Annotated in this window: 22 protein-coding genes and 1 tRNA gene; 13 read left to right on the plus strand and 10 right to left on the minus strand. The window is 58.8% G+C overall.

Annotated features, from left to right (window positions below; genetic code table 11):
* Nucleotides 1-236 precede the first annotated feature (236 nt).
* From A9K68_RS11755 to A9K68_RS11765, 3 genes are all read left to right on the plus strand, one after another.
* Complete coding sequence (locus tag A9K68_RS11755) at nt 237-1109, plus strand: S1C family serine protease (protein WP_065009217.1); 873 nt, start codon at nt 237-239, stop codon at nt 1107-1109.
* An 8-nt stretch (nt 1110-1117) separates the two neighbouring features.
* On the plus strand, nt 1118-1783 hold the full coding sequence (locus tag A9K68_RS11760) for a helix-turn-helix transcriptional regulator (protein ID WP_065009218.1): 666 nt from the start codon (nt 1118-1120) through the stop codon (nt 1781-1783).
* A gap of 107 nt (nt 1784-1890) precedes the next feature.
* The gene (locus A9K68_RS11765) at nt 1891-2757 is read left to right on the plus strand and encodes an NAD(P)-dependent oxidoreductase (protein ID WP_065009219.1); all 867 of its coding nucleotides are present in this window, start codon (nt 1891-1893) and stop codon (nt 2755-2757) included.
* Between the two features lie 348 nt (nt 2758-3105).
* Here A9K68_RS11765 and A9K68_RS11770 read toward each other — a convergent pair whose 3' ends face one another.
* On the minus strand, nt 3106-5241 hold the full coding sequence (locus A9K68_RS11770; RefSeq protein WP_065009220.1) for an OmpA family protein: 2136 nt from the start codon (nt 5239-5241) through the stop codon (nt 3106-3108).
* Nucleotides 5242-5453: 212 nt separating this feature from the next.
* Between A9K68_RS11770 and A9K68_RS11775 the strand changes: the two genes are divergently transcribed.
* The gene (locus A9K68_RS11775) at nt 5454-5900 is read left to right on the plus strand and encodes a YcgN family cysteine cluster protein (protein ID WP_065009270.1); all 447 of its coding nucleotides are present in this window, start codon (nt 5454-5456) and stop codon (nt 5898-5900) included.
* A gap of 293 nt (nt 5901-6193) precedes the next feature.
* Nucleotides 6194-6556: a hypothetical protein gene (locus tag A9K68_RS11780; protein ID WP_082982477.1), complete on the plus strand. Its 363-nt coding sequence runs from the start codon at nt 6194-6196 to the stop codon at nt 6554-6556.
* Nucleotides 6557-6670: 114 nt separating this feature from the next.
* Here A9K68_RS11780 and A9K68_RS11785 read toward each other — a convergent pair whose 3' ends face one another.
* Complete coding sequence (locus A9K68_RS11785) at nt 6671-7381, minus strand: SIMPL domain-containing protein (protein WP_065009271.1); 711 nt, start codon at nt 7379-7381, stop codon at nt 6671-6673.
* 237 nt (nt 7382-7618) lie between these two features.
* Here A9K68_RS11785 and A9K68_RS11790 point away from each other — a divergent pair.
* Nucleotides 7619-7694, plus strand: a tRNA-Ile gene (locus A9K68_RS11790).
* A gap of 107 nt (nt 7695-7801) precedes the next feature.
* Here the strand turns inward: A9K68_RS11790 and A9K68_RS11795 are convergent.
* The 3 genes from A9K68_RS11795 to A9K68_RS11805 all read right to left on the minus strand — a co-directional run bounded on the left by A9K68_RS11795 (nt 7802) and on the right by A9K68_RS11805 (nt 9562).
* On the minus strand, nt 7802-8992 hold the full coding sequence (locus A9K68_RS11795) for a site-specific integrase (protein WP_065009222.1): 1191 nt from the start codon (nt 8990-8992) through the stop codon (nt 7802-7804).
* Entirely contained in the window at nt 8992-9243 is a 252-nt protein-coding gene (locus A9K68_RS11800) for a helix-turn-helix domain-containing protein (protein ID WP_245430140.1), read from the minus strand. The genes A9K68_RS11795 and A9K68_RS11800 overlap by 1 nt, the downstream gene beginning before the upstream one ends.
* Before the next feature lie 67 nt (nt 9244-9310).
* Nucleotides 9311-9562 carry a hypothetical protein gene (locus A9K68_RS11805; protein ID WP_065009272.1) on the minus strand — a complete coding sequence of 84 codons (252 nt, stop codon included), beginning with the start codon at nt 9560-9562 and terminating at the stop codon, nt 9311-9313.
* A 630-nt stretch (nt 9563-10192) separates the two neighbouring features.
* Here A9K68_RS11805 and A9K68_RS31695 point away from each other — a divergent pair.
* Both A9K68_RS31695 and A9K68_RS11815 read left to right on the plus strand, forming a co-directional pair.
* A complete protein-coding gene (locus tag A9K68_RS31695; RefSeq protein WP_246811350.1) occupies nt 10193-10414 on the plus strand; it encodes a phage integrase N-terminal SAM-like domain-containing protein in 222 nt (73 codons plus the stop codon).
* Between the two features lie 531 nt (nt 10415-10945).
* Nucleotides 10946-11149 carry a hypothetical protein gene (locus A9K68_RS11815; RefSeq protein ID WP_082982470.1) on the plus strand — a complete coding sequence of 68 codons (204 nt, stop codon included), beginning with the start codon at nt 10946-10948 and terminating at the stop codon, nt 11147-11149.
* Between the two features lie 76 nt (nt 11150-11225).
* On the opposite strand, the gene A9K68_RS11820 is transcribed toward A9K68_RS11815, so the two are convergent.
* The 4 genes from A9K68_RS11820 to A9K68_RS11835 all read right to left on the minus strand — a co-directional run bounded on the left by A9K68_RS11820 (nt 11226) and on the right by A9K68_RS11835 (nt 14389).
* The gene (locus A9K68_RS11820; protein WP_141246613.1) at nt 11226-11957 is read right to left on the minus strand and encodes a hypothetical protein; all 732 of its coding nucleotides are present in this window, start codon (nt 11955-11957) and stop codon (nt 11226-11228) included.
* A gap of 9 nt (nt 11958-11966) precedes the next feature.
* Nucleotides 11967-12455: a type II toxin-antitoxin system antitoxin SocA domain-containing protein gene (locus A9K68_RS11825; protein ID WP_065009227.1), complete on the minus strand. Its 489-nt coding sequence runs from the start codon at nt 12453-12455 to the stop codon at nt 11967-11969.
* Nucleotides 12456-12934: 479 nt separating this feature from the next.
* Nucleotides 12935-13855, minus strand: a complete 921-nt coding sequence (locus A9K68_RS11830) for a Kiwa anti-phage protein KwaB-like domain-containing protein (RefSeq protein WP_082982471.1) — start codon at nt 13853-13855, stop codon at nt 12935-12937.
* Nucleotides 13856-14389: a hypothetical protein gene (locus tag A9K68_RS11835; RefSeq protein WP_141246614.1), complete on the minus strand. Its 534-nt coding sequence runs from the start codon at nt 14387-14389 to the stop codon at nt 13856-13858.
* Nucleotides 14390-14890: 501 nt separating this feature from the next.
* Between A9K68_RS11835 and A9K68_RS11840 the strand changes: the two genes are divergently transcribed.
* From A9K68_RS11840 to hxsA, 5 genes are all read left to right on the plus strand, one after another.
* Nucleotides 14891-15028 (plus strand): YHYH domain-containing protein, encoded by a 138-nt coding sequence (locus A9K68_RS11840; protein WP_095780287.1) that lies wholly within the window; start codon nt 14891-14893, stop codon nt 15026-15028.
* A 129-nt stretch (nt 15029-15157) separates the two neighbouring features.
* Nucleotides 15158-15424: a hypothetical protein gene (locus A9K68_RS11845; RefSeq protein WP_141246615.1), complete on the plus strand. Its 267-nt coding sequence runs from the start codon at nt 15158-15160 to the stop codon at nt 15422-15424.
* On the plus strand, nt 15421-16830 hold the full coding sequence (hxsB, locus tag A9K68_RS11850) for a His-Xaa-Ser system radical SAM maturase HxsB (protein ID WP_065009231.1): 1410 nt from the start codon (nt 15421-15423) through the stop codon (nt 16828-16830). The genes A9K68_RS11845 and hxsB overlap by 4 nt, the downstream gene beginning before the upstream one ends.
* On the plus strand, nt 16827-17927 hold the full coding sequence (hxsC, locus tag A9K68_RS11855; protein ID WP_065009232.1) for a His-Xaa-Ser system radical SAM maturase HxsC: 1101 nt from the start codon (nt 16827-16829) through the stop codon (nt 17925-17927). The genes hxsB and hxsC overlap by 4 nt, the downstream gene beginning before the upstream one ends.
* Nucleotides 17924-18466 (plus strand): His-Xaa-Ser repeat protein HxsA, encoded by a 543-nt coding sequence (gene hxsA, locus A9K68_RS11860; RefSeq protein WP_065009233.1) that lies wholly within the window; start codon nt 17924-17926, stop codon nt 18464-18466. The genes hxsC and hxsA overlap by 4 nt, the downstream gene beginning before the upstream one ends.
* Nucleotides 18467-19086: 620 nt before the next feature.
* Here hxsA and A9K68_RS11865 read toward each other — a convergent pair.
* Complete coding sequence (locus tag A9K68_RS11865; RefSeq protein ID WP_065009234.1) at nt 19087-19458, minus strand: DUF1612 domain-containing protein; 372 nt, start codon at nt 19456-19458, stop codon at nt 19087-19089.
* Nucleotides 19459-19560: the final 102 nt, after the last annotated feature.

Below are 19560 nucleotides of genomic sequence, written 5' to 3' on the forward strand. Positions count from 1 at the left end.
GATGCCTATATGTGCGGAGCGGCCGGATCGGCCGCGACCTGACCAGATGGCCAGTCCAACGCCCAACTAGCCGTCAGGCGAGTACCCGCGAACGCGCTGCCGAGCGATATCTGGGTTAGAGCGACGAGCGTCCATTGGACTCTCAAGACGCTCTAAGACTTTGAGTTCTCGCATCGCGCTTTCCGAAAATCGATTCCGATTTTCGGGCCGATGCGATAAAAACCCAGGAGACCAACATGAGCGACTTCAATCTGAGCGCATTTTCCGACGCCATCGCCGATATCGCCGCCGCAGCGGCGCCGGCGACGGCGAGCTTCGCCACGCATCAGCGTCGCACCGCGACCGCCTTCTACTGGCGCGACGGCTATTTTATCGCTGCCGAGGAGGCGGTGGAGGCCGGCGAGGAGATCGAGCTGACGCTTTCTTCGGGCGACAAGGTGAAGGCTGAGTTGGTCGGCCGCGATCCATCCACTGGGACGGCCCTTCTGAAGCCGACCGGGGCGCCGGACGTGCCGTCGCTGGCCAAGGCAGGCACGGTGCGGCCGGGCCATCTCGCCATCGCCATCGGCAATAGCGACGGCGCGGGGCTCGCCGCATTCGGCACGGTCGGTGAGGTCGGTCCGGCCTGGCGCTCGATGCGCGGCGGCACGATCGACCGACGCATCAATCTGGCCGTCAATGCCGGCGGCCGTTTCGAGGGCGGCCCGGTGCTCGACGCCAAGGGCGCACTGATCGGCATGCTGCTGTTCGGGCCGCGCCGGCGGGCGCTGGTCATGCCTTACGAGACGATCGAGCGGGCGGCAGCGACGCTGCGCGAGAAGGGCCATGTCGCGCGCGGCTATCTCGGCGCCGGCCTGCATCCGATCCGCAACGGCGACACGCATGGCGCGATGGTGATGAGCCTCGACGACAATGGCCCGGCGAAGGCCGCCGACCTGCATCTTGGCGACATCATCGTGTCGTGGAACGGCGAAGCCGTGCATGGCCCGCGCGACCTGATCCGCAGGCTCGGGCCTGACAGCGCCGGCGCGTCGGTGACGCTCGGCGTGGCACGCGGCGGCGAACGGCGCGATGTCGTGCTGACCATCGGCGAAAAGCCGCTGAACTGAGAAGATCGATGGCAAGTCACGGGATCACGGGGCGGCGGCTGACGGTGCTGATCGCGCTCGATGACGCCGTACGTGCCGAACACCTGTCCACGGCCCTTGCCGCGACTGACGATCTGCTGCCGATTGTGGCTGGCAACAGCGAGAGCGGCGACAAAGCCGATGTCGCGGTCGTCGATGACAATAGCCTGGAAAGAGAAGCCCTGGAGGGCGGAGGGCTGGAAGGTGCGGCCACCGATCCCGCGATGCCCCAGGTGCTCTTGTCTCAACGAGGCAGGCGGCAGCGGCCCGCCGATACCGTGTTTGCCGTGCTGCCGGCGGCAGCGGACGATCTGCTGATCGCTGCTGCCGCGCGGCTGGCGGCGGCTGGCTACCGGATTTCGGGCGAGGGCCGCCCCTTGTCCGATCGGCATGACGATTTCGCTTTCCATGACGACGACCTCTCCGACGAGGAGCCGGTCGACGACAGGACCGAGCGGCCGGCGCTTTCACCGCGCGAGAGCGAAGTGCTGGCGCTGTTGGCCGAGGGCGCGCCCAACAAGGTGATCGCGCGGCGCTTGAACATTTCCGTGCACACGGCGAAGTTCCACGTCGCGGCGATCCTGATCAAGCTAGGTGCGGCCAACCGCACCGACGCAATCGCCATTGCCATGCGGCAAGGCCTGGTGCTGGTCTAACCTCCGAGCCTACGCAGCGTAATCAACATCCGGCGTGTTGGGCCTTGCGCGGCACGCGACGGCCGCGCAAGGATCACGCTTGTAATGTTGCAAGGGAGGCGCAAGACATGTCGCTCAAGGGAAAGACGCTGTTCATCTCCGGCGGGTCGCGCGGTATCGGGCTGGCGATCGCGCTGCGCGCTGCGAGCGACGGCGCCAATGTGACGATCGCGGCCAAGACCGCCGAGCCGCACCCGAAGCTGCCGGGTACGATCTACACGGCGGCTGAGGAGATCGAGCAGGCAGGCGGCAAGGCGCTGCCGATGTTGTGCGACATACGCGAGGAGGGGCAGGTGGCCGAGGCGGTCGCCCGGACCGTCGAAAAGTTCGGCGGCATCGACATCTGCATCAACAATGCCAGCGCCATCCAACTCACCGGCACGCTGGAAACCGATATGAAGCGCTACGATCTGATGCACCAGATCAACGCCCGCGGCACGTTCCTGGTTTCCAAAATGTGCATTCCGCACCTGAAGTTGGCTGACAATCCTCACATCTTGAATCTGGCGCCGCCGCTCGACATGAAGGCCAAATGGTTCAAGAACCATGTCGCCTATACGATGGCCAAATTCGGCATGTCGATGTGCACGCTGGGCATGAGCGCGGAGTTCGCCAGGGACGGCATCGCCGTCAATTCGCTGTGGCCGATCTCGACGATCGATACGGCAGCGGTGCGCAATCTTCTGGGCGGGGCGACAGTAGCGGCGATGAGCCGTTCGTCCGATATCATGGCGGATGCCGCGCATGTGATCCTGCTCAGGCCGTCGCGCGAAGCGACCGGCAATTTCTACATCGACGAGGAGGTGCTGCGCGCCGAGGGCGTCAGCGATTTTTCGATCTATGCGCCTGATGCAACAGGCCCGCTTGCCGGCGATTTCTTCGTGCCCGACGAGGTGTTTGCGAATTCGGAAACCAACATCAAAAGTATCTACTGACGGCACCAGACGCCGTTCTCACTCCTCAGCCTTGCTGGCTTTGAGGCGACCGTGCAGAATTGTCTAGGCATACGCTTCAGTTCAACACCGAAGCCGGAGACAAAAACCCCGCCGGCGAGGGGGTACCGGCGGGGCTCATGTGTCCCGCTGGAGTCGGGACAGGGCAGGGAAGCCCTGGTCAGAATCTGGGGTGGACGACCTCGCGATTCAATGCCTGGTTAAATCGCGACGTACATTCTCCTTCAACCTCGGCTTATTGCCGGAAATTGCCCATCCCGGTGAAACCGGGGTGGGCTACGTCTTCCCGCATAGATTCCAGAAACCGGGTCAGGTTTCTGGAATTGCGAGTTAATTCGCACTTGCTACCGGCGCCACCAGCGAGGTGATGCGGCGGATGGCGACGCGACGGTTCTCGCGCTCAGGCTCCGACGTGTCGACCTTGAGGTACTCCTCGCCATAGCCCTGTGTCGTCAGGTTCTCCGGCGGGATGTTGAAGGCATTGGTCAGGGCTTCGGCGACCGCTTCCGCGCGACGGTCGGACAGGGCGAGGTTCGCCTCCGGCCTGCCGACGGCATCGGTATGGCCTTCGATCAGGAAGGTTTCCGCCGGGTTCTTCTCCAGCAGCTTTTCCATGGCGCTGGCGACGCCTTCAAGTTTCTGCACCTCGGTCTCGGGGATCGAGGCTGAACCGAATTCGAAGTTCAGCGTGTCGAGGTCGATGCGGCGGGCGATGTCGCGCACACGGGCAGAGCGCTTGACCTCGTCGATCGAGTAGAGGCGCTGCACCCTCTCCACCGGCGGCTGTTCGAGGAAGGCATAGTAGTCGTCCGGATCCTCGACCTCTTCGGAATCCAGAATGTACTCCTCGCGCGGAATGTCGATCCGAATCGGCGGCAGGTCGTCACCCGGATCGCGCCAGTCGCCATCGTCCTCATAGTACCGCTCGTCGACATAGCTCAGCACGTATTCGCGCCCGTCGGGCGCGATGCGTGAACGCCGGATGACGTCGCCGTAGCGGTTGCGGATGGTGACGATCTGGATTCCGTTGTCACGCTCGACGATTTCCCGGGTGCGATCGCCCGACAGTTCCTCATAGTAGACGTTCCGCGCGCCACGGCGCATGCGCGGCGTATCATCGCTTTCCACGATCGTCTGGTTGTTGAACTGGAGGATAACGCGGTCGCCGAGTTCCCTGACGACGTCGACCCCTTGCGGACGCGGACGGCGGCGAATGTCCTCGACGTCGGGCACACGCTCAACGCGTTTGCCCTTTTCCTCCGTCACCGGAACCATTCTCTCAAGCTTGATCGCCTGCTGGGCCGTCCTGTCGTCGGTGGGCGGCGGTCCCTGGTCGACCGGAGCCGGCTTCGGGGCTTCCGCCTGCTCGCCGTTCTGCTGGGTGGGCTGACCACCCGCGTCCTGGCCGCCCGTCTCTTGCGCGTTGTCCCTGCCGCCCTTGCGCTTGCGCCTGGCATCCTTCTGGCTGTCGAACACGGGAACCGCGTTTGGATCGGACGCTTCGCCCTGGACCGGAGCTTCGCCTTGGGCCGGCGCAGCCTGCTCGCCATCGGCGGGCTGCTCATCGGTTGAGGGCTGCTCACCCGTTACAGGCTTCTTGCCACGTTCCCTAGCCTGATCCCGGGGCTTTTCGCCCTCAGCCGGAGCCGCTTCCCGGTCGGTTGGAAGCGGCTCGGCCTGCTCGCCGGCGGGCGTGTCCTGTTCGGCTGGCGCAGCCTCGATCTGCTGATCCTGGTCCCGCTTCTTGCGCGGCTTGACCTGCTCGTTGTCATTTGCAGGTGCGACCTTCTCGCCTTGCGCCGCCTGTCCGGCAGGCTCTTCGGCAGGTGCCGTTTCGATCTGCTGTTGGTCGCGCTTCTTCCTGCGCGGTTGTTGCTCTTCGGCCGGGGCGGCCTGTTCGGCCGGGGCTGCTTCGATCTGCTGTTGGTCGCGCTTTTTTCTGCGCGGTTGTTGCTCTTCGGCCGGGGCGGCCTGTTCGGCCGGGGCTGCTTCGATCTGTTGTTGGTCGCGCTTCTTCCTGCGCGGTTTTTGCTCTTCGGCCGGGGCTGCCTGTTCGGCCGGGGCTTCTTCGATCTGCTGTTGGTCGCGCTTCTTCCTGCGCGGTTTTTGCTCTTCGGCCGGGGCCGCCTGTTCGGCAGGGGCTGATTCGGTCTGCTGTTGCTGCTCGCGCTTCTTCCTGCGTTGATTGCCCTGCTCGTCGCCGGAAGGCGCGGCCTGCTCCGTGGGAGCCGATTCCGCCTGCCGCTCGCGCTTCTTGCGCGGCTTCTGCTCCGGTTCCGCCTGCTGTGCGCAGCCTTCCGCCGACTCGCCTTCGGGGCAGTTAGACTGCGCCAGGATCAGTGGGGCCGTCATGCCTTGCAAAGAATCGAACGCGGCGCTGCCCTGCAACGGGAATGCGCCCAACGGCGCGGACGCCATCAGCAGGCCAAGTGCCGTGCCTGCCAGAATCCGTGGTTGGCGTTTCATTAAAAATCCTCCTTTTGGCGTCCCATCCCGGCCCAAACTGTTCATCAACCGGATTGGTTCCGGTTAGCAGGCATTAACGGCCACGAACGGCGATTGGCCGGCGTTTTGAAGGCGACTTCGTGTCATTCCTATGGTGCCGGCCTATGGTGCCGGCCGGCTTTGCGTCTGTCGCGGTGCTTGACCTTGACGCCAGCGGGGGCCACATCCCGTCAATGGAAACGCCGTTCTGGAAAACCAAGACGCTCGAAGCGATGACCCCGGCCGAGTGGGAATCGCTTTGCGACGGCTGCGGCAAATGCTGCCTGTCGAAACTCGAGGACGAAGACACCGGCGAGATCTACTGGACGAGCGTCGGCTGCCGGCTGTTCAACGCCGAAACGTGCCGCTGTTCGGACTATGCCAACCGGCTGGCGCGCGTCCCGGACTGCGTCGGGCTGACGCCGCAGAATGTGCGCACTATCAGCTGGCTGCCCAAGACCTGCGCCTACCGGCTGGTCGCCGAGGGCCACGATCTCTACTGGTGGCACAGGCTGGTGTCGGGGAGTGCCGACACGGTGCATGAGGCCGGCATTTCGATCCGCGGCCGGGTCAGCGCCAGCGAGACCGATCTTGCCGAGCCGGACGACTATTTCGAGCACATGCTGGACGACGAGCCTTAGGGGAGCCTCGAGCCAGGGCCCGGAACCGGCTGCGCCACAAGGGCGTTTCTATCCAGATTGTTCAAAACCGGCTAGATTGTTCAGAACTGGCCAGTGGTTCAGAACCGGAAGTGGAGAAACTGCGAAATTACCTCTTGTTGCCACATGAACCCAATATGAACGGCTGGTTCGTAAAAAGTTCAGATACGCAGGCGCATTCTCTTCCCTATCGGTTCGACCAAGACACATTGGTTCGAGCAAGACACACCGGTTCGATAAAGAAGGGCGGAAGCCCTGAACAAGGAGAGAAGACAATGTTCAACACGATCAAGACGGTCGCCCTTTCGGCGCTTATCGGCCTCGGCACGTTTGCCGCTATCCCCGCCACTGCCCAGGCAGACAGCATCTATCTCGGCTTCGGCAATAACGACGACCCGCGCGTCGGCGTCTATACCGGCGACGACGATTATTTTTATCGCGAACGCCGCCGCGAACGCGACTGGCGCCGGTCCTGCTCGCCGAACCGTGCCCTCAATAAGGCAGAGCGCATGGGTCTGCGCCGCGCCCGTATTGTCGACGTCAGCCGCCGCACAGTGAAAGTAGCGGGCCGCCAGTATGGCGACCGCGTGCTGGTCGTGTTCGCCAATGAGCGCGGCTGTCCGGTCCTCTACCGGTAAGCGTTCATCTACCGGCAAGGGTGCGGCTCGAAAAACCCCCGGGGGATCATTCCTTCGGGGGGTTCTGCATGCAGCAAGATCGATGTTGCCTATCACCCGCGCTTCAGACGGCGGTCACTTCAACTCGAAAGTGACGTTGACCTGCACCGTGTAGGAATTCTCGCCTGCCTGCACCGGAACCGATTCGCGGGCGGCGTCGAAGGCCTTGGCGTTCATCGGTATCGGCGGCGGCGCGACATTCTGGTCGGTGATTTCCAGCACCCGCCCGATGCTGACGCCGGCGGCTTCAGCCAGCGTCTTTGCCTTGGCCATGGCGTCGGCGACCGCCTTCTTGCGGGCTTCGGTGAGAGTTGCAGCCGGATCCTCGTTGGAAAACGAGATGCCGCCGCCCTGGTTGACGCCTAGCGACACCGCCTTGTCGAGAATCTCGCCTGTTTTGTCGATGTCGCGGATGCGCACCGAAAGCGTGTTGGTCACCTGGTAGGCGATGAGTTCGGCTTCCTGGCTGCCGTCCGGCTTGTTGGTGTAGTTGTAGCGCGGGCTGATTTGGATGCCGGCTGTCTGCAGGTCGCGCTCCTTGATGCCAGCCGATTTCATAGCGGCGATCACGGAGGCCATGGCGTCGTTGTTGCCATCGAGCGCGGCACGCGCGGTCTTGGCCTCGCGCATGACGCTGAGCGTCAGCAGCGCCAGATCGGGGGCCGCGGTCGCTTCGCCTTCGCCGGTAACGACGATGCGGGGCGGGGGCGGCGAATCGGCCGCGCCAGCCATCGCCGGAAACGCGATTGCGGCGGCGACCGCCAAGGGCAAAAGATGTCTGGTCATAAAAATCTCCTCGGTCTGCGATCCAGTCGCGCTTGTCGAATACCGCATCGGCCCAAAAATCGGAATCGATTTCGGCAAGCACGATGCGTAGATTCAAAGCGTTAGAGCGTAGTTTGCGCGTCTAAGTGGACGCATGTCGCTCTAATGTCTGAATATGGGCTGATTTGGACGATCTCGGCCAGCCAGTTCGGAAAGCCTTGTGCGATTCGGGGAAAAACATTAATCCAGCCGCGTGTGGGGCCTGTAGCTCAATGGTTAGAGCCGGCGGCTCATAACCGCTTGGTTGGGGGTTCGAGTCCCTCCGGGCCCACCATAACCATTGATTTTATTAGCAAAAACTGCCCTCGGCCCAAAACGTTTTGGGCCCATTATGGGCCCAAAGCAAACACCGTGGTCCCGGTTTGTTCCGACTCGGTTCGATTATTTGACAATGCGGAGGTTTGCCCGCCGCTTCATGGCGTCACGCTTGGCCTCGCGCTCGTTGATGGCACGAACAATATCAACCGCGATCCGCTTCTTGTTGGCCTCACGCACATATTCATCTGTTACCGTCATGGAGGAATGGCCCATCGCCTCCATGATAGCCCGCGCCTGGATGTTGCATTCAGCGAGGTAGGTGCCGAATGTGCGGCGCAGGCCATGGAGCGTGTAGCCGCTAGGAAGTCCCGCCTGCCGCGTCCAGTGCTGCATCATACCCGTCAGGCTCTTTTCCGAGAATGACCTGCTATACGCGTTCTTTAAGACAGTGCCGCCTTTCGAGCGATCAAGCGGCTCCAAGGCCGCTGCTAGCTTGTCTACGACTGGAATGAACATCTCCCGCCCGCCATGGCGGTTGCGGTTCTTCTTCTGGCGGAAATCAAAGGCCTCGATTAGTACCAGCGAGCCGTCGAACAGTTCGATCTCTTCGGTTAAAAGATCGTCCCACTCAAGAGCAGCGATATCCCCGCGCCGATTTCCAAGCCAGAAGCCGAGTGCATAGCAGGTGCGTGCGGCTGTGCCGATGGGGTGTCGCTCCTCGAACCTTTCGCGCATCGCAATTGGCCAAGCTGGGTTCTTCGTCGATTTGTGCACCCGCACACGGATACATAGCGATGGATCATCCTGCGGCTTGATCCATTTTTCGACATCGGTCGCGACCCATAGAAGTTTCTTGATGGCGACCAACATGTGTTTGGCGACTGTGCGGTTTGTCCTGAAGATGCCTTCAATGACGGCGCGAAGCCGATCCGCGTCGAGATGTTCAACAGGAGTATCGCGCCAAGTAAGTGGGTAGTTGGGATCGACCCGCAGGTTGAGAAAACGCTCAATCAGTCGCGCATTCTTCTGCCGCGTGGCTTCATCAAAATCCAGCCACTCCATTGTCGTTTCAAGCCGGCGCGCGGCATGGCCAAAGGTTTTTGGCAGTGCCCGACCGGGCAAATCGATGATAACTGCCTTCTTGCCTTGACCCTGCGTGGCCTTCTCGTAAGCCGCCTCGAACTCGGGATCGCCGGGCTTACCGGGAAGGCGGATTTCGGGCATGCCTTTTGCGCGGTAGCGATAAACTAGCTTGCCGTTCTTGAGACGCGAAGAGACCCCAGGGTATCGCGCATCCTTGAAGGGCCTAGCCATCAAATGCTCCTTCCAGACTTCTGCCGCCGGTGCTCAACGCGCGGGGAGTTCTCCAGCGTCGCCTGTAGCGAAAGGGCTTCGCTTTCGATGGCAACGCGCAGGAGCACCGGGTAAGGGAAGCCTCTGCCTTGCTCTATGCCTTCGAATGTGCGTTTCGGTATTCCGAGCACCTTAGCTGCGGCTTCGGCAGTGAATCCTCCCTTGGCCCGCCAGGCTTTCACTTCTTGGGCAATCTTCTCATTCTCGTTCACGTCATACCTTCCGCACGGGCTATCATCGTACTACGCCTGCAAGCGTATACGCAATGAGCGTAGTTGCTTATCTTTTGTCTACGCCCCGTTTGCTTCGTTCCAACAGCTCTTGAAGACCGCTGTCTTTGTCCGGCAACGATGTGAAAGCGATGTCCAGAGCTACACGATCCCAGACGGCACGGCTGTTGATGCGCTTAGGCTTCGGCATACGCCCATCGGCAACCATTTCGTCGAAAAGCGTCGATCCGACACCGATATAACGAGCTGCTTCCTCACGAGAGAGACCTCGCGGCGGATACGAGAATGCGTCACTCTTCATGGACGCTGGCTCGTCCCTGATACTCCGGGGCGTGTTGGTGTCGAAGCACAAAGCCGCATCCTGGTTGCCATTTCGAAGCGACGAGATCGTGCTCACTTAAATAAGAGGAGCCCCGCTGAGCGGAAGCGGCCTGACTAGGTCCGTTCGGCGCAAACTGGCAGCAACGTGTGAACCGGATGGATCACGGCAGGAGAGCGTTTCTAAGCGGACTCATGGGGCAAGTCGGTGGACGGCTACGTTGCATTGTGCGACCGGGGCTAACCACCTGCGACTGCCCCCCCGCTGGCCCTCTTGCGCAGCCTCCCTCAGTGTCGAAATCGGAGCCGTTATCCCGAGGACCGTCGAGAAACCGCCGTCGCAGAGTTGGCTCTCTTTGGTGCTGAGACCGATATTTCTAATCATATCGGCTTAACTCATCCCTCAAACTTTAGATGGACCAAGGCAATTTCGGCTCATCGATCGAAGTCGACGATGGCGCCGCACAACGACTAGCAGCTTTGGGCCGGAGAACGAACCCGCTGCGCGGGATGGCGCGCGGTGGTAGAGATCACGATCCGGTTGCCGCGCCCGCATTGAGCGTCGTTCGGCGGGGGCAGAGCATCACAGGCTTCTTCAACAAGGAGCCTGACCATGCCCCATCCTGTTCTCGATGCACAGATCAGCCGGCTGCGCCAACGGCTGATTGACGACATGACCATGCGCCGGTTCAGCCAGGAGACGCAGCGCAACTACGTCCGCGATGTCGGGCGGTTCGCAAGCTTCCTTGGCCGATCGCCGGACACGGCGACAGCGGATGACTTGCGCCGGTTCCAGTCGGGCAGCAGGAAGACGGCGTTCCCGTGCCGACCATGAGCAGCATCGTGTCGGCGCTGCGCTTCTTCTTCACCCACACGCTCGACGCCCGGACCTGGCGCGCAGGCTGGTTCGCCTGTCGCATCCGCGCAAGCTGCCGGTGGTCCTGGGCCGAGACGAGGTTGCCCGTCTCCTCAACGCCACCACCTGCCTCAAGCACCAGGCCGCGCTCTCGGTCGCCTATGGCGCGGGCTTGAAGCCGGATCGCGATCGGACCAACCGGAAGCGCCATAGAGATTGTCGCGACGCTATAGATGCCGCGGTATTGCTCGGCCACAACCGATCGCAGGTGCTTGGCCATGCTTCCTGTCGCCTATGCCTGGTGGGGCGGTGGGCTGGGGGCTTGTGAGGCCTGAGCGTGGTGCTTACCTCGCGATGACGGTGGGAAAGACACATGCCGAAGAAATACACGCACACCGCGGCCTTGCGCATTTCGGTACAGCTCCGGTTGGCGTGCAGTGGAGTTGGTCGGCTCGAGACGGTCGCTGTTTGATGAGCGCGGGCCTATTTGGGCTGACAGCAAAACCAGTCGTGGCCACCACGAGTTGGATGGAAAAACTCAGGTGGGCGCTCGATCACTGCGACGGGTGGGTAAAGGTGATCATCGCTATCGCGAAGGACAAGAATGCCAAACCGAGATCAATTAAGGAATGCGCTCCGACAAAGATGCAGGTGAAGGTCATGCAACTAGACGAAGGCAGTGGCGAGTTCTCACTGGAAGCTTTCGGCTTCTAGGAGCACGCCATGAATGGTTACTCTCCGGGGCGAGCGGTGCCACCGTTAAGCGACGAGGCTGTTTGCAATAAAAGGATCAGTCGGGCTCTGGCTCATCTCCGAGATCGAGCAGCAGGTCGTGGACACTTTGGATTTCAGGCGTCAAGTCGTCCAGTGAGAGCAGGTCAGCGCCCTCGAGACGTATTATTCGAGGATTACGGACCCTCGGCAATCGCTCCCGACGACTGGTGGGAGTTTCAAAGTCGCAGCTTAAATCAGCAAATTCGACAACAGCGCCCTCACGGTCGCCGGTCGCATAGGCGTGATGGATAAGCGATAGTAGAATTGTTATCGTGCGATCTTCGAACCGAGTTCTTCTAGGCGAAGGGAACTGAAATATGAGCTCGCCATCTTGGACAAGTTCGCACTCCAAACCGATGGCCGCTGTTCTTTTCAGCCCCAAAGGCAGATTCTTTGGAGGATGGTCATAAGCCGCGTATCCTTTTGGGCGGACCATATCGAAGAGGTGCAAAGCAGCATCGATATTAATCTCCTCATCTACGCCCTTACAGGCCGTCTTTATATGACGCTCCAGATCGGATCGTCCGACAGGTGGGGAAGGGTCCAAGCCTCTTCTAACGCCATAGATCGTGGGTATAGCCGCACGAAAATACCTGTAGCTGGGAAACTTTCCGCCCTTCACTGCACGACGGAGGTATTCTCTCAGCCAATCTTTCCGAGCGCTCGGGGGCACTGTCACCGCTTGCGCAAGGTCGATAAACTGTATTCGATTAAGAAGGCCGATGGCCTTACGCTTTATCTGTCCCAATGAAGGCCCCTACGCGGTCTGCAAACCCTCAAAAAACGACCTAATGAGGTCATCCTTGATTCGCATACCGACGTTAACACGGGTTTTCGCTGATTCGACAGTTCGAGACCATGGTGTTCCAGGTCTGTGCGTAAGGTCTACCATAGCAAAGCTTGGGATTTCGAGATAATTGTAGAGGTGCCGTTCGATCGTCGAAACCGCGGCATTGTCAGTTAGCCTCGGGAAGGCCGTTGATGTCCGCGCTACCGGATCGAATTTTTGTGCCATTTCGTCAATGGGGTGATCTCCAAACCTCTTATACTCGTCATACACGATCCGCTGAACTGGTCCGAAATCCCATGCCTCAAACTCTGTTTTGATTAAGGGCTTCCCATGTTCGACGAGATGGTGCCCGTGCAAAAAATACAGTATTTTCTGCACGTCAATCTGTGTCAGTTGAAGGTTCTCTTCCCATGCTCGAATGAGAACCTCATTCGCGATAATTCGGGCATCAAACATATTTCTCGTCCATTTGCAGCTTGCCCATGATGGTGAATAGCGAGTTAAGGTGGCTTTAACATTCCTAGGCCGGCAATCCTAGTTTCGCCCCTTCGGCTAAAAACTTCGCTGCCTTAACGACCAATATGTGCGTGGCGGGAATGGCTGGAGTGGATTTCCAGCAGCAATCCTAAGCGAGGAGGTCCCCCACAACTTGGCTGAATTGATCAACCTGCTATGAGCTGGTGTTTCGCGGACGCTCTGCTGATGTCGGCTGGTTTCGCGATCCTCGAAGGTCAAATTTTGCGGAGCGGGCTTCTGACTTGCGTCCACCCGCAAGTGCAACTTCATCTGCGGAGCACATCGACTTCTTCCGGCGTCGGGCTATGTGGCTTTCTGGCCTTCACGCCCGCTTTGGCGCGAGCGCCTCACGCGTCAGATTGAGTCGGAAGTCGCACAGAATAGCTGGCCGGCTTAGAGGAGCGGCAGGAAGGTAAGCGTTAGCCAACCACCGTTGCATCGGGGACATCGTAATTGTTTTCGGAGAACAATGACGACAACCGATGGTCGAGAAGAGCACGGATGATGTCGGCGCACGTTTCCTCAGTGGGGACCAAGCGCCCCTGTTCATCGAATGTAAGGTTCAGGCCGCACTCCGCATACCGCTGCCTGAGCCTGATCATGAAGTTGGCGTCCAGATAATGCCCCTTTTGTCGAATAGCACATGCTCGTCGTAGATGCAGTTTGTTTTTTCCGATGAATTCGACCAGCGGGTTGAGGACCGTAAACAGGCTCACGAATTCAGCTTCGCCCTGGAGACTTACGAATTCCTGAACGTGGGCCTCCTTATAGCTGAGGACCGATTCGAATGCTGGCTTGTTAGTGATAATCACTTCCTCTTCAAGCATGAAGAAGTCGATGTCTTTGGAAATGTTGAATCCTGGACTATCGTTAAGACCAAGTTGATCATCCTGGAAGAACACCGACAGGATGTTGCGATTGGATCTAGACTGCCATGAACTGTCGGTTTTGCGAACCGCGTAGAGGCTATGACCTCCGTGGGTCAGTTTCACCGCGTAGAACTTGGTGTTCTGAACGTCCTTTAGCTTGGTTACCTTGCGGCCCGCGTCGGGATCTTGAGCCTCAGCAATAATAACCCCGGCGTGGGTCTCAAGGGCATCGATTCGGAGAGCAATGCCGTCATTAGTGGCCGCCAGCAAGGAGTAGTTGTTCACCTCCATGATGCCTTCGCGTTTTGTGGTGACGGCTTGCTTGAGTGCCTCGTCCAGTGCTGCGTCCGTGTCGATCCAGCGGCCGGTGAACCTCGGATTGCCGTCCGGGCCGACGGATGTTTTGTACAACCAGACACCGATGGTGCTGTTGGCCACGTCGAAGTCGGCGAACATTTGTGGCAGTGGCATTTAATCTCTCCCCCCTTCATTGGCTTTTACGATCAGGATGTCCTGGAGCGGCACCTGCCGATAGCGCTTCCCAGCCTCGATCGTGCCTTTAACGAGCAGTCTCGAGTTCTTAGAATTGGGACTACCAGCGTAGGTGTAGGTGGCATCGTACAATCGCCAACCTAAGACGATGAGCACCGGGTTCAGGATGACCTGTCCCGATCGATAGGTGATCCAGAACATCCAGCCAAGGAAGATCAAAAATCCTAAGAACTTCCCCGGTTCCTGATAATCGATGCTCATGAAAGACACGACGTAAGGAAGAGTGTAGTTCATCAAGTCGGCGGGTACATGCTTGGCTTCGTTGATGATGATCTCGTGCTTGGGCTTTAGAAGGTGCAGGCTCAAGATCGCTATGATAAGGCATACAATGCAGCCCAGAAAAATCCCGATTGCGAAGCCCGGATTCTTGAAGGGCAGAGAACAGCTATCGGTCCACACCTGCCAGCAGAGATCTTTGCCAACGAACGAATAATCATAGTCCTGCGCGAGCAATATTAGGCTCAAGGGCAAGTATGAGCCGAAGAACACGACCAATCCGACTAGAACCCTATATCGCAAAAGAGCAACTTTCCGAATCCGAGGCTGCGAGATCTAGTGGGGTATTTATCGGAAGGTCAACCTCTGACACAGTCCTATCAACCCGATTATTTGCGAACCTACATACCAGCTGATGCCGTGAAGCAGCATCTGGCTTCATCACTGTCCGCTTTCAGGATAAGCACAAAGGCAATCCTAGCGGCCGATATGGGCGCATTGCCGATATCTTTGATGGGCGGAGCCTCGGGCGTGGGGACATGAGTGGGATGAGAGCACGATCCCCTAAATTCTCCAGAATACCGAAGGAGTTAGGTGATTCGGAAGGCTGCCAGCACCTCCGCCATGCCTCGGCACTTGGATCTCGCGCAGCCTAGATTGGTGCCCCTGCTTCTTCTTGGCCCAGCTTGCGTCTCCGCCGCAATGATGCTTTGCTGCAGCTTATTAAGGGAGGGCTAAATGAAACTCGTGATTCTGGCCGCGTTCGCGGCGTTGACCCTAACGGCCTTTGCCCTCGGCGCCCATGCGCACAGCGGCGGGACGGATAGCAACGGTTGCCATAAGAACCACCAGACAGGCGATTATCACTGCCATTAGCTAACCCAGCATCATCGGTGCTCTAGAATTGCCGTGATCCGTGCTGCTGCGATCCTCCCAAGTTAATTTGCGTCGATGTTCAGATCGAAAATTTGATGTATAGTGCCAACTGGCGGGGGCTTTGTCGGGGTGGGAGCGCGCGATCTAGAGCAAGTTGAAATCGAGATTCCGCAGAACTTTTTAGGTTTTGTGGAAGGCGCGTTGCTTCGCGTTCAAATTCAATATCCATCGCTTCGCTTCTCGGTTTCGGCCGGCAGCGTCGAGGTAGCCCGCCTTCCAGATCTCGATTTGGATGACGTGCGTAAGAGCGTTCTGCATGCGGTCTATCGAGAAAAGATCTACGTAGAAACACTTCCACTTCGACAAGCGCTGATCACTGCGGTGACAGCAAAATGACCGTTTGGCCGCTCAAGTTCCGAGAGCTCAACCACGGCCAATTGCTGTTCACCGACGACGCAGGTGGGTTCTTCGTTGGCAGCCATCGGTTTTTAGAAAGGTTTGCAAACGACGATCTATCGCCGGCCGATCAACTATTTCTCCGCAACAACGGTCATGCGTTTGCACAGGAGGGCGATCCCGACTGGATGTCGTTTGCCTATCGGTGGTCACGAAGGCAGTCGATGCAGCAGGACCTCTCCTACCTCATCCTAGTTCCCACGCTCCGCTGCAATTTGGCGTGTGGCTATTGCCAGGTTTCACGTGCTCCGGAGTCCGCGCGTGGTTTCGACTGGAGCGGTGAAACATTAAATGCGGTGCTCGCCTTCCTCGGCGAGATGAAGGGTCCGGAAATCAAGATCGAGTTTCAGGGCGGTGAGCCATTGCTTCGAGTTGACCTGCTAGAGCAGGTGCGCTCGTTCACCCGATCAAGATTTCCAAGCAGCCAGTTTGTTGTTTGTACCAATCTGCAGCGGTTAGGGGAGCGGGAATGGGCTTTTCTTGATCAGGCGGATACCTTTGTCAGCACTTCGTTGGACGGGGACTACGTCACTCACACCCGTCAGCGCACGCATGATCATCTGGCCACCGACACGTTTTTCAAGAATCTTAGCGAGGCCGTGTGTCGCCTTGGCCCGGGCAAGGTTTCAGCATTGCCAACTCTGGACGTTGAACGGCCGCCAGATTTCAACGATCTTGTTGACAATTTCGAACGTCACGGAATCCAGTCGATCTATCTCCGGCCGATTAATCACCAAGGCTTCGCACGGCGTCGAAGAAGCGATCCAAATTCTATCGCCAGATGGAACCAGCTTCACTCTGACTTCATCGACTATCTAATTGACCGAAATTACCGAACCGATCGATACGTTGAGGAGTACTATTTCGGCCAGTGTTTACGACGGTTCCTCAGATCCGGAGCTGACGATCATGTTGACCTACGCAATCCTAACTTCTTTGCCTCTGACTATATCGTCGTCGATCACGACGGGCAGCTCTACCCGACCGATGAAGCTCGAATGCTCTCGCGGATAGGGCGCGTTGATCTGTCGATCGGCACGGTAGCTGACGGCGTCGATCGAACGAAAGTGCATTTGCTCAACAGTGCATCTATCAACAATTTCGACGCTGACTGCGTCCATTGCGTCTATCAACCTTTTTGCGGGACGGATGTAGTCGACGACCTTTCGAGGGACGGGCGAATTGACTTAGCCCGATCTGAGACATGGTTTTGCAAACGCCATATCTCCCTCTTCGACAAGGTCGTCGAGGTAATCGGCCGGCGCGATGAAGCGGCGCGGCGGTCGGTAGCCAAGTGGGCCCGTATCCCAACCTGGGGGGATCACATGATCCCAATGCATGCATGATACCGCTTCGGCTCAAAATCGAGACTGACGCAATCGAGCCATACGTGGTTCGACTTCGGTCGTTCGAAGGAATATCGGACGAGAGCCATCACACTGGTGCGCTCGACGCAGCGTTGGAGAGCGCTAGTGCGGAAACCGCCGAGTTTTCAGGAGCGACCGGCAATCTTCGTTTATTTGGGGTCGATCCGAGTGAGGTAAACGGGGATGTGCTGTTTGTCGTGCCCTCGCGAGGAACGGCGCACCGCCTCATCCGAGCTAATTCTCGACACAATACGCTTTTGGTCACCGAACGGTGTGATCAGCTCTGCCTGATGTGCTCACAGCCACCGAAGAAGCAGCACATAGACATGTTTCCGTTCTTTGAAACAGCTCTACTTCTCTCGCAAAAAAATTCGACCATAGGCATCTCCGGAGGAGAGCCAACGCTCTTTAAATCGGAATTGTTCGATTTCTTTAACAGGGCAATGTCAAGGCGGCCTGACATCGATTTTCACGTCCTAACCAATGCCCAGCATTTTGATCGCGCGGACCTCCCCATCCTTCGTCGACTGGATTTGACCCGGATTCTCTGGGGAGTTCCTGTTTACTCGAGCGACAGCGACGTCCACGATCGCATAGTAGCAAAGCCAGGGGCGTATGATCAGGTCAGGAGGAGCCTGTCCCTTCTATGCGAGGCTGGCGCAAAAATTGAACTGCGCACAGTTCTTATGAAACCAAATGCTCCTGGGCTTTTGGATCTGGCAAAATTTGTGACGACGGCGCTGCCGTTCGTCGATAGCTGGGCCATCATGCAGCTCGAAAACATCGGCTACGCTCGACAGAACTGGGACACACTGTTTTTCGACAGTTCCACAGGCTTTGATATTGTGGGCAAGGCGCTGGATTTCGCCATCAGCCGCGGGATCGATACAAAGCTTTACAACTTTCCGCTTTGCACAGTTCCGACCGACTACCGGGCGTTTGCGCCGTCTACGATCTCCGATTGGAAGCGAGCTTATGTCGCGGATTGTGCCGACTGCAGTCTCCGAAATGAGTGCGGCGGCTTCTTCGAATGGCACCCAAAGGTGCACGGATACGAGAGGTTTGGTGTCGCATGAAAAAGCGGCTGTTCACGATCCCATCTTTGCTCGCTGCTGGTTTTATGCCGATTGAGAGCGTCGCAATGCCACTTGCACCCACCAGCGATGCGGGTGGCGAGTTGAAATCACTATTCGATGTTTTCAAGCTTGATCACAAATTCACCTTGGCAGGCCATAGGTCACACAGCAGCCATCGCAGCCATAGTTCCCACAGTAGCCACCGATCATCGGCAGGAGGCACGTTTTATCGGACGCCAGCTCCATTGTACTCGGCGCCCGTTTATCGAGCGCCGGCACCGACCTATCAAGCGCCCGCAACAGCGCCGGCTCCGGCGCCTCTCACGGTGCTCCCCGGTAACACCAACAAGTTCAAAGAAATCGTCCTCCAAGTCCAGTTCGCTATGCTTTCGTTCGGGTACTACAATGGCGACCTGGACGGCAAAATGGGCCCAGAAATGAGGGCCGGTTTGGTGAAAATGCAGTCCGACTACAACCTAAAAGTTACCGGCACCATTACTCCCGAGACTTTGAATGCGTTGCGAATCATCGCTGAGTGACAAGATGCTGCAACGCTGGCACCTTCTCCTGTCATTGGGTTTTCTCCATAAGGACGAGATGATCCGAGCTCCTCAGATTTTCACCGCGCTAGCCTTCGTCGTCATTCTGGTCGCCGTTTACTAATACCTCGAATGGACGGGCCCCGGATTTGCCGGAGGCTTCGGAGCCGCTTTATGGCGGCCTCGGTCGTATTGTTGATATCTTATTGCCGATCTTCCACTCGCGTTGATGGCAGGAACGAGCAGCGTGGCGGCCCTGCATATGACTGCCGTCTGCCGCGAGGACCAGGTAACATGGGCACGATAATCCGTTGAAATCTCGCCGGCGGGTGGGACACACTTTGGCGCCGGTTCACATTCAGGCGCTCTGACCGGTGGCAATCTCTCACGCTGTTCGGCCACTTTTCGGCTTTCGTCACAACGCCTAACGCTCGGTAGCGTCCCCTGGCCCGTCACCCCGGATGCCGAGTTCGGCGACGAGTCCGAGCGCGGCGCGCTGGCTGATTTTCAACTCGGCAACCCTGCCGACACCACTGGCCGCGCCAGCACAAGTTCGATCGGCGGCGGCAGGCTCGAGTTTTTTGCCGATTCCTGGCCGGAGCTCCATCTGGCTTTTGCCATCACCAGCCGGGTCGAGTCCCTTGAGCCCGGCAGCGGCGGGCCCCCACAAAAGCGTCGAGCGCGGCCAGCAGCCGGGTGGTCTGTTCGCACGCGCGCCGCCGTTCCCGCGGAATCATTCTCAGTCCGGCATGAATGCAAAAGAGATGTGAGCCGACCTCGCCGCGCTCCCTGAGCAGCGCGGGTACCAGCAGCGTGCCGAGCCAGTGCTGGTGCTGCAAGGTGTTTTGCCAGACGTCCTGGGCGACCGCCGCGGCCAGCATGGCTGGCATGTTTTCGCCGCGGAGCAAGTCGACGACGGCGAGCCAGTCGGCCAGCCGCTGGTTCTCGACCCAGTCGAGATCGCGGATCAGCGGCCCGAGACTGTTCGGCAAAGCCTCCAGCGCTGTCGCCCCGTGCCCTGCTGTGTCGACGTCTGGCTGTCCACCGCGTACGGCGCGAAATTTTCGCTCGCCAGCAGTAGGCTGGAGCGGGCC

It is taken from the genome of Mesorhizobium sp. AA22, assembly GCF_001672375.2.
In the GTDB taxonomy this organism is placed as follows: Bacteria; Pseudomonadota; Alphaproteobacteria; order Rhizobiales; family Rhizobiaceae; genus Mesorhizobium; species Mesorhizobium wenxiniae.

Bases quoted from the DNA above. Each gene is read 5' to 3' on its own strand.
- A9K68_RS11825 (WP_065009227.1), bottom strand. From the start codon at position 12,455: ATGTTTGATGCCCGAATTATCGCGAATGAGGTTCTCATTCGAGCATGG.
- A9K68_RS11775 (WP_065009270.1), top strand. From the start codon at position 5,454: ATGGAAACGCCGTTCTGGAAAACCAAGACGCTCGAAGCGATGACCCCG.
- A9K68_RS11785 (WP_065009271.1), bottom strand. From the start codon at position 7,381: ATGACCAGACATCTTTTGCCCTTGGCGGTCGCCGCCGCAATCGCGTTT.
- A9K68_RS11765 (WP_065009219.1), top strand. From the start codon at position 1,891: ATGTCGCTCAAGGGAAAGACGCTGTTCATCTCCGGCGGGTCGCGCGGT.
- A9K68_RS11840 (WP_095780287.1), top strand. From the start codon at position 14,891: ATGAAACTCGTGATTCTGGCCGCGTTCGCGGCGTTGACCCTAACGGCC.
- A9K68_RS11770 (WP_065009220.1), bottom strand. From the start codon at position 5,241: ATGAAACGCCAACCACGGATTCTGGCAGGCACGGCACTTGGCCTGCTG.
- A9K68_RS11795 (WP_065009222.1), bottom strand. From the start codon at position 8,992: ATGGCTAGGCCCTTCAAGGATGCGCGATACCCTGGGGTCTCTTCGCGT.
- A9K68_RS11780 (WP_082982477.1), top strand. From the start codon at position 6,194: ATGTTCAACACGATCAAGACGGTCGCCCTTTCGGCGCTTATCGGCCTC.
- hxsB (WP_065009231.1), top strand. From the start codon at position 15,421: ATGACCGTTTGGCCGCTCAAGTTCCGAGAGCTCAACCACGGCCAATTG.
- A9K68_RS11805 (WP_065009272.1), bottom strand. From the start codon at position 9,562: ATGAAGAGTGACGCATTCTCGTATCCGCCGCGAGGTCTCTCTCGTGAG.
- A9K68_RS11760 (WP_065009218.1), top strand. From the start codon at position 1,118: ATGGCAAGTCACGGGATCACGGGGCGGCGGCTGACGGTGCTGATCGCG.
- hxsC (WP_065009232.1), top strand. From the start codon at position 16,827: ATGATACCGCTTCGGCTCAAAATCGAGACTGACGCAATCGAGCCATAC.
- hxsA (WP_065009233.1), top strand. From the start codon at position 17,924: ATGAAAAAGCGGCTGTTCACGATCCCATCTTTGCTCGCTGCTGGTTTT.
- A9K68_RS31695 (WP_246811350.1), top strand. From the start codon at position 10,193: ATGCCCCATCCTGTTCTCGATGCACAGATCAGCCGGCTGCGCCAACGG.
- A9K68_RS11830 (WP_082982471.1), bottom strand. From the start codon at position 13,855: ATGCCACTGCCACAAATGTTCGCCGACTTCGACGTGGCCAACAGCACC.
- A9K68_RS11755 (WP_065009217.1), top strand. From the start codon at position 237: ATGAGCGACTTCAATCTGAGCGCATTTTCCGACGCCATCGCCGATATC.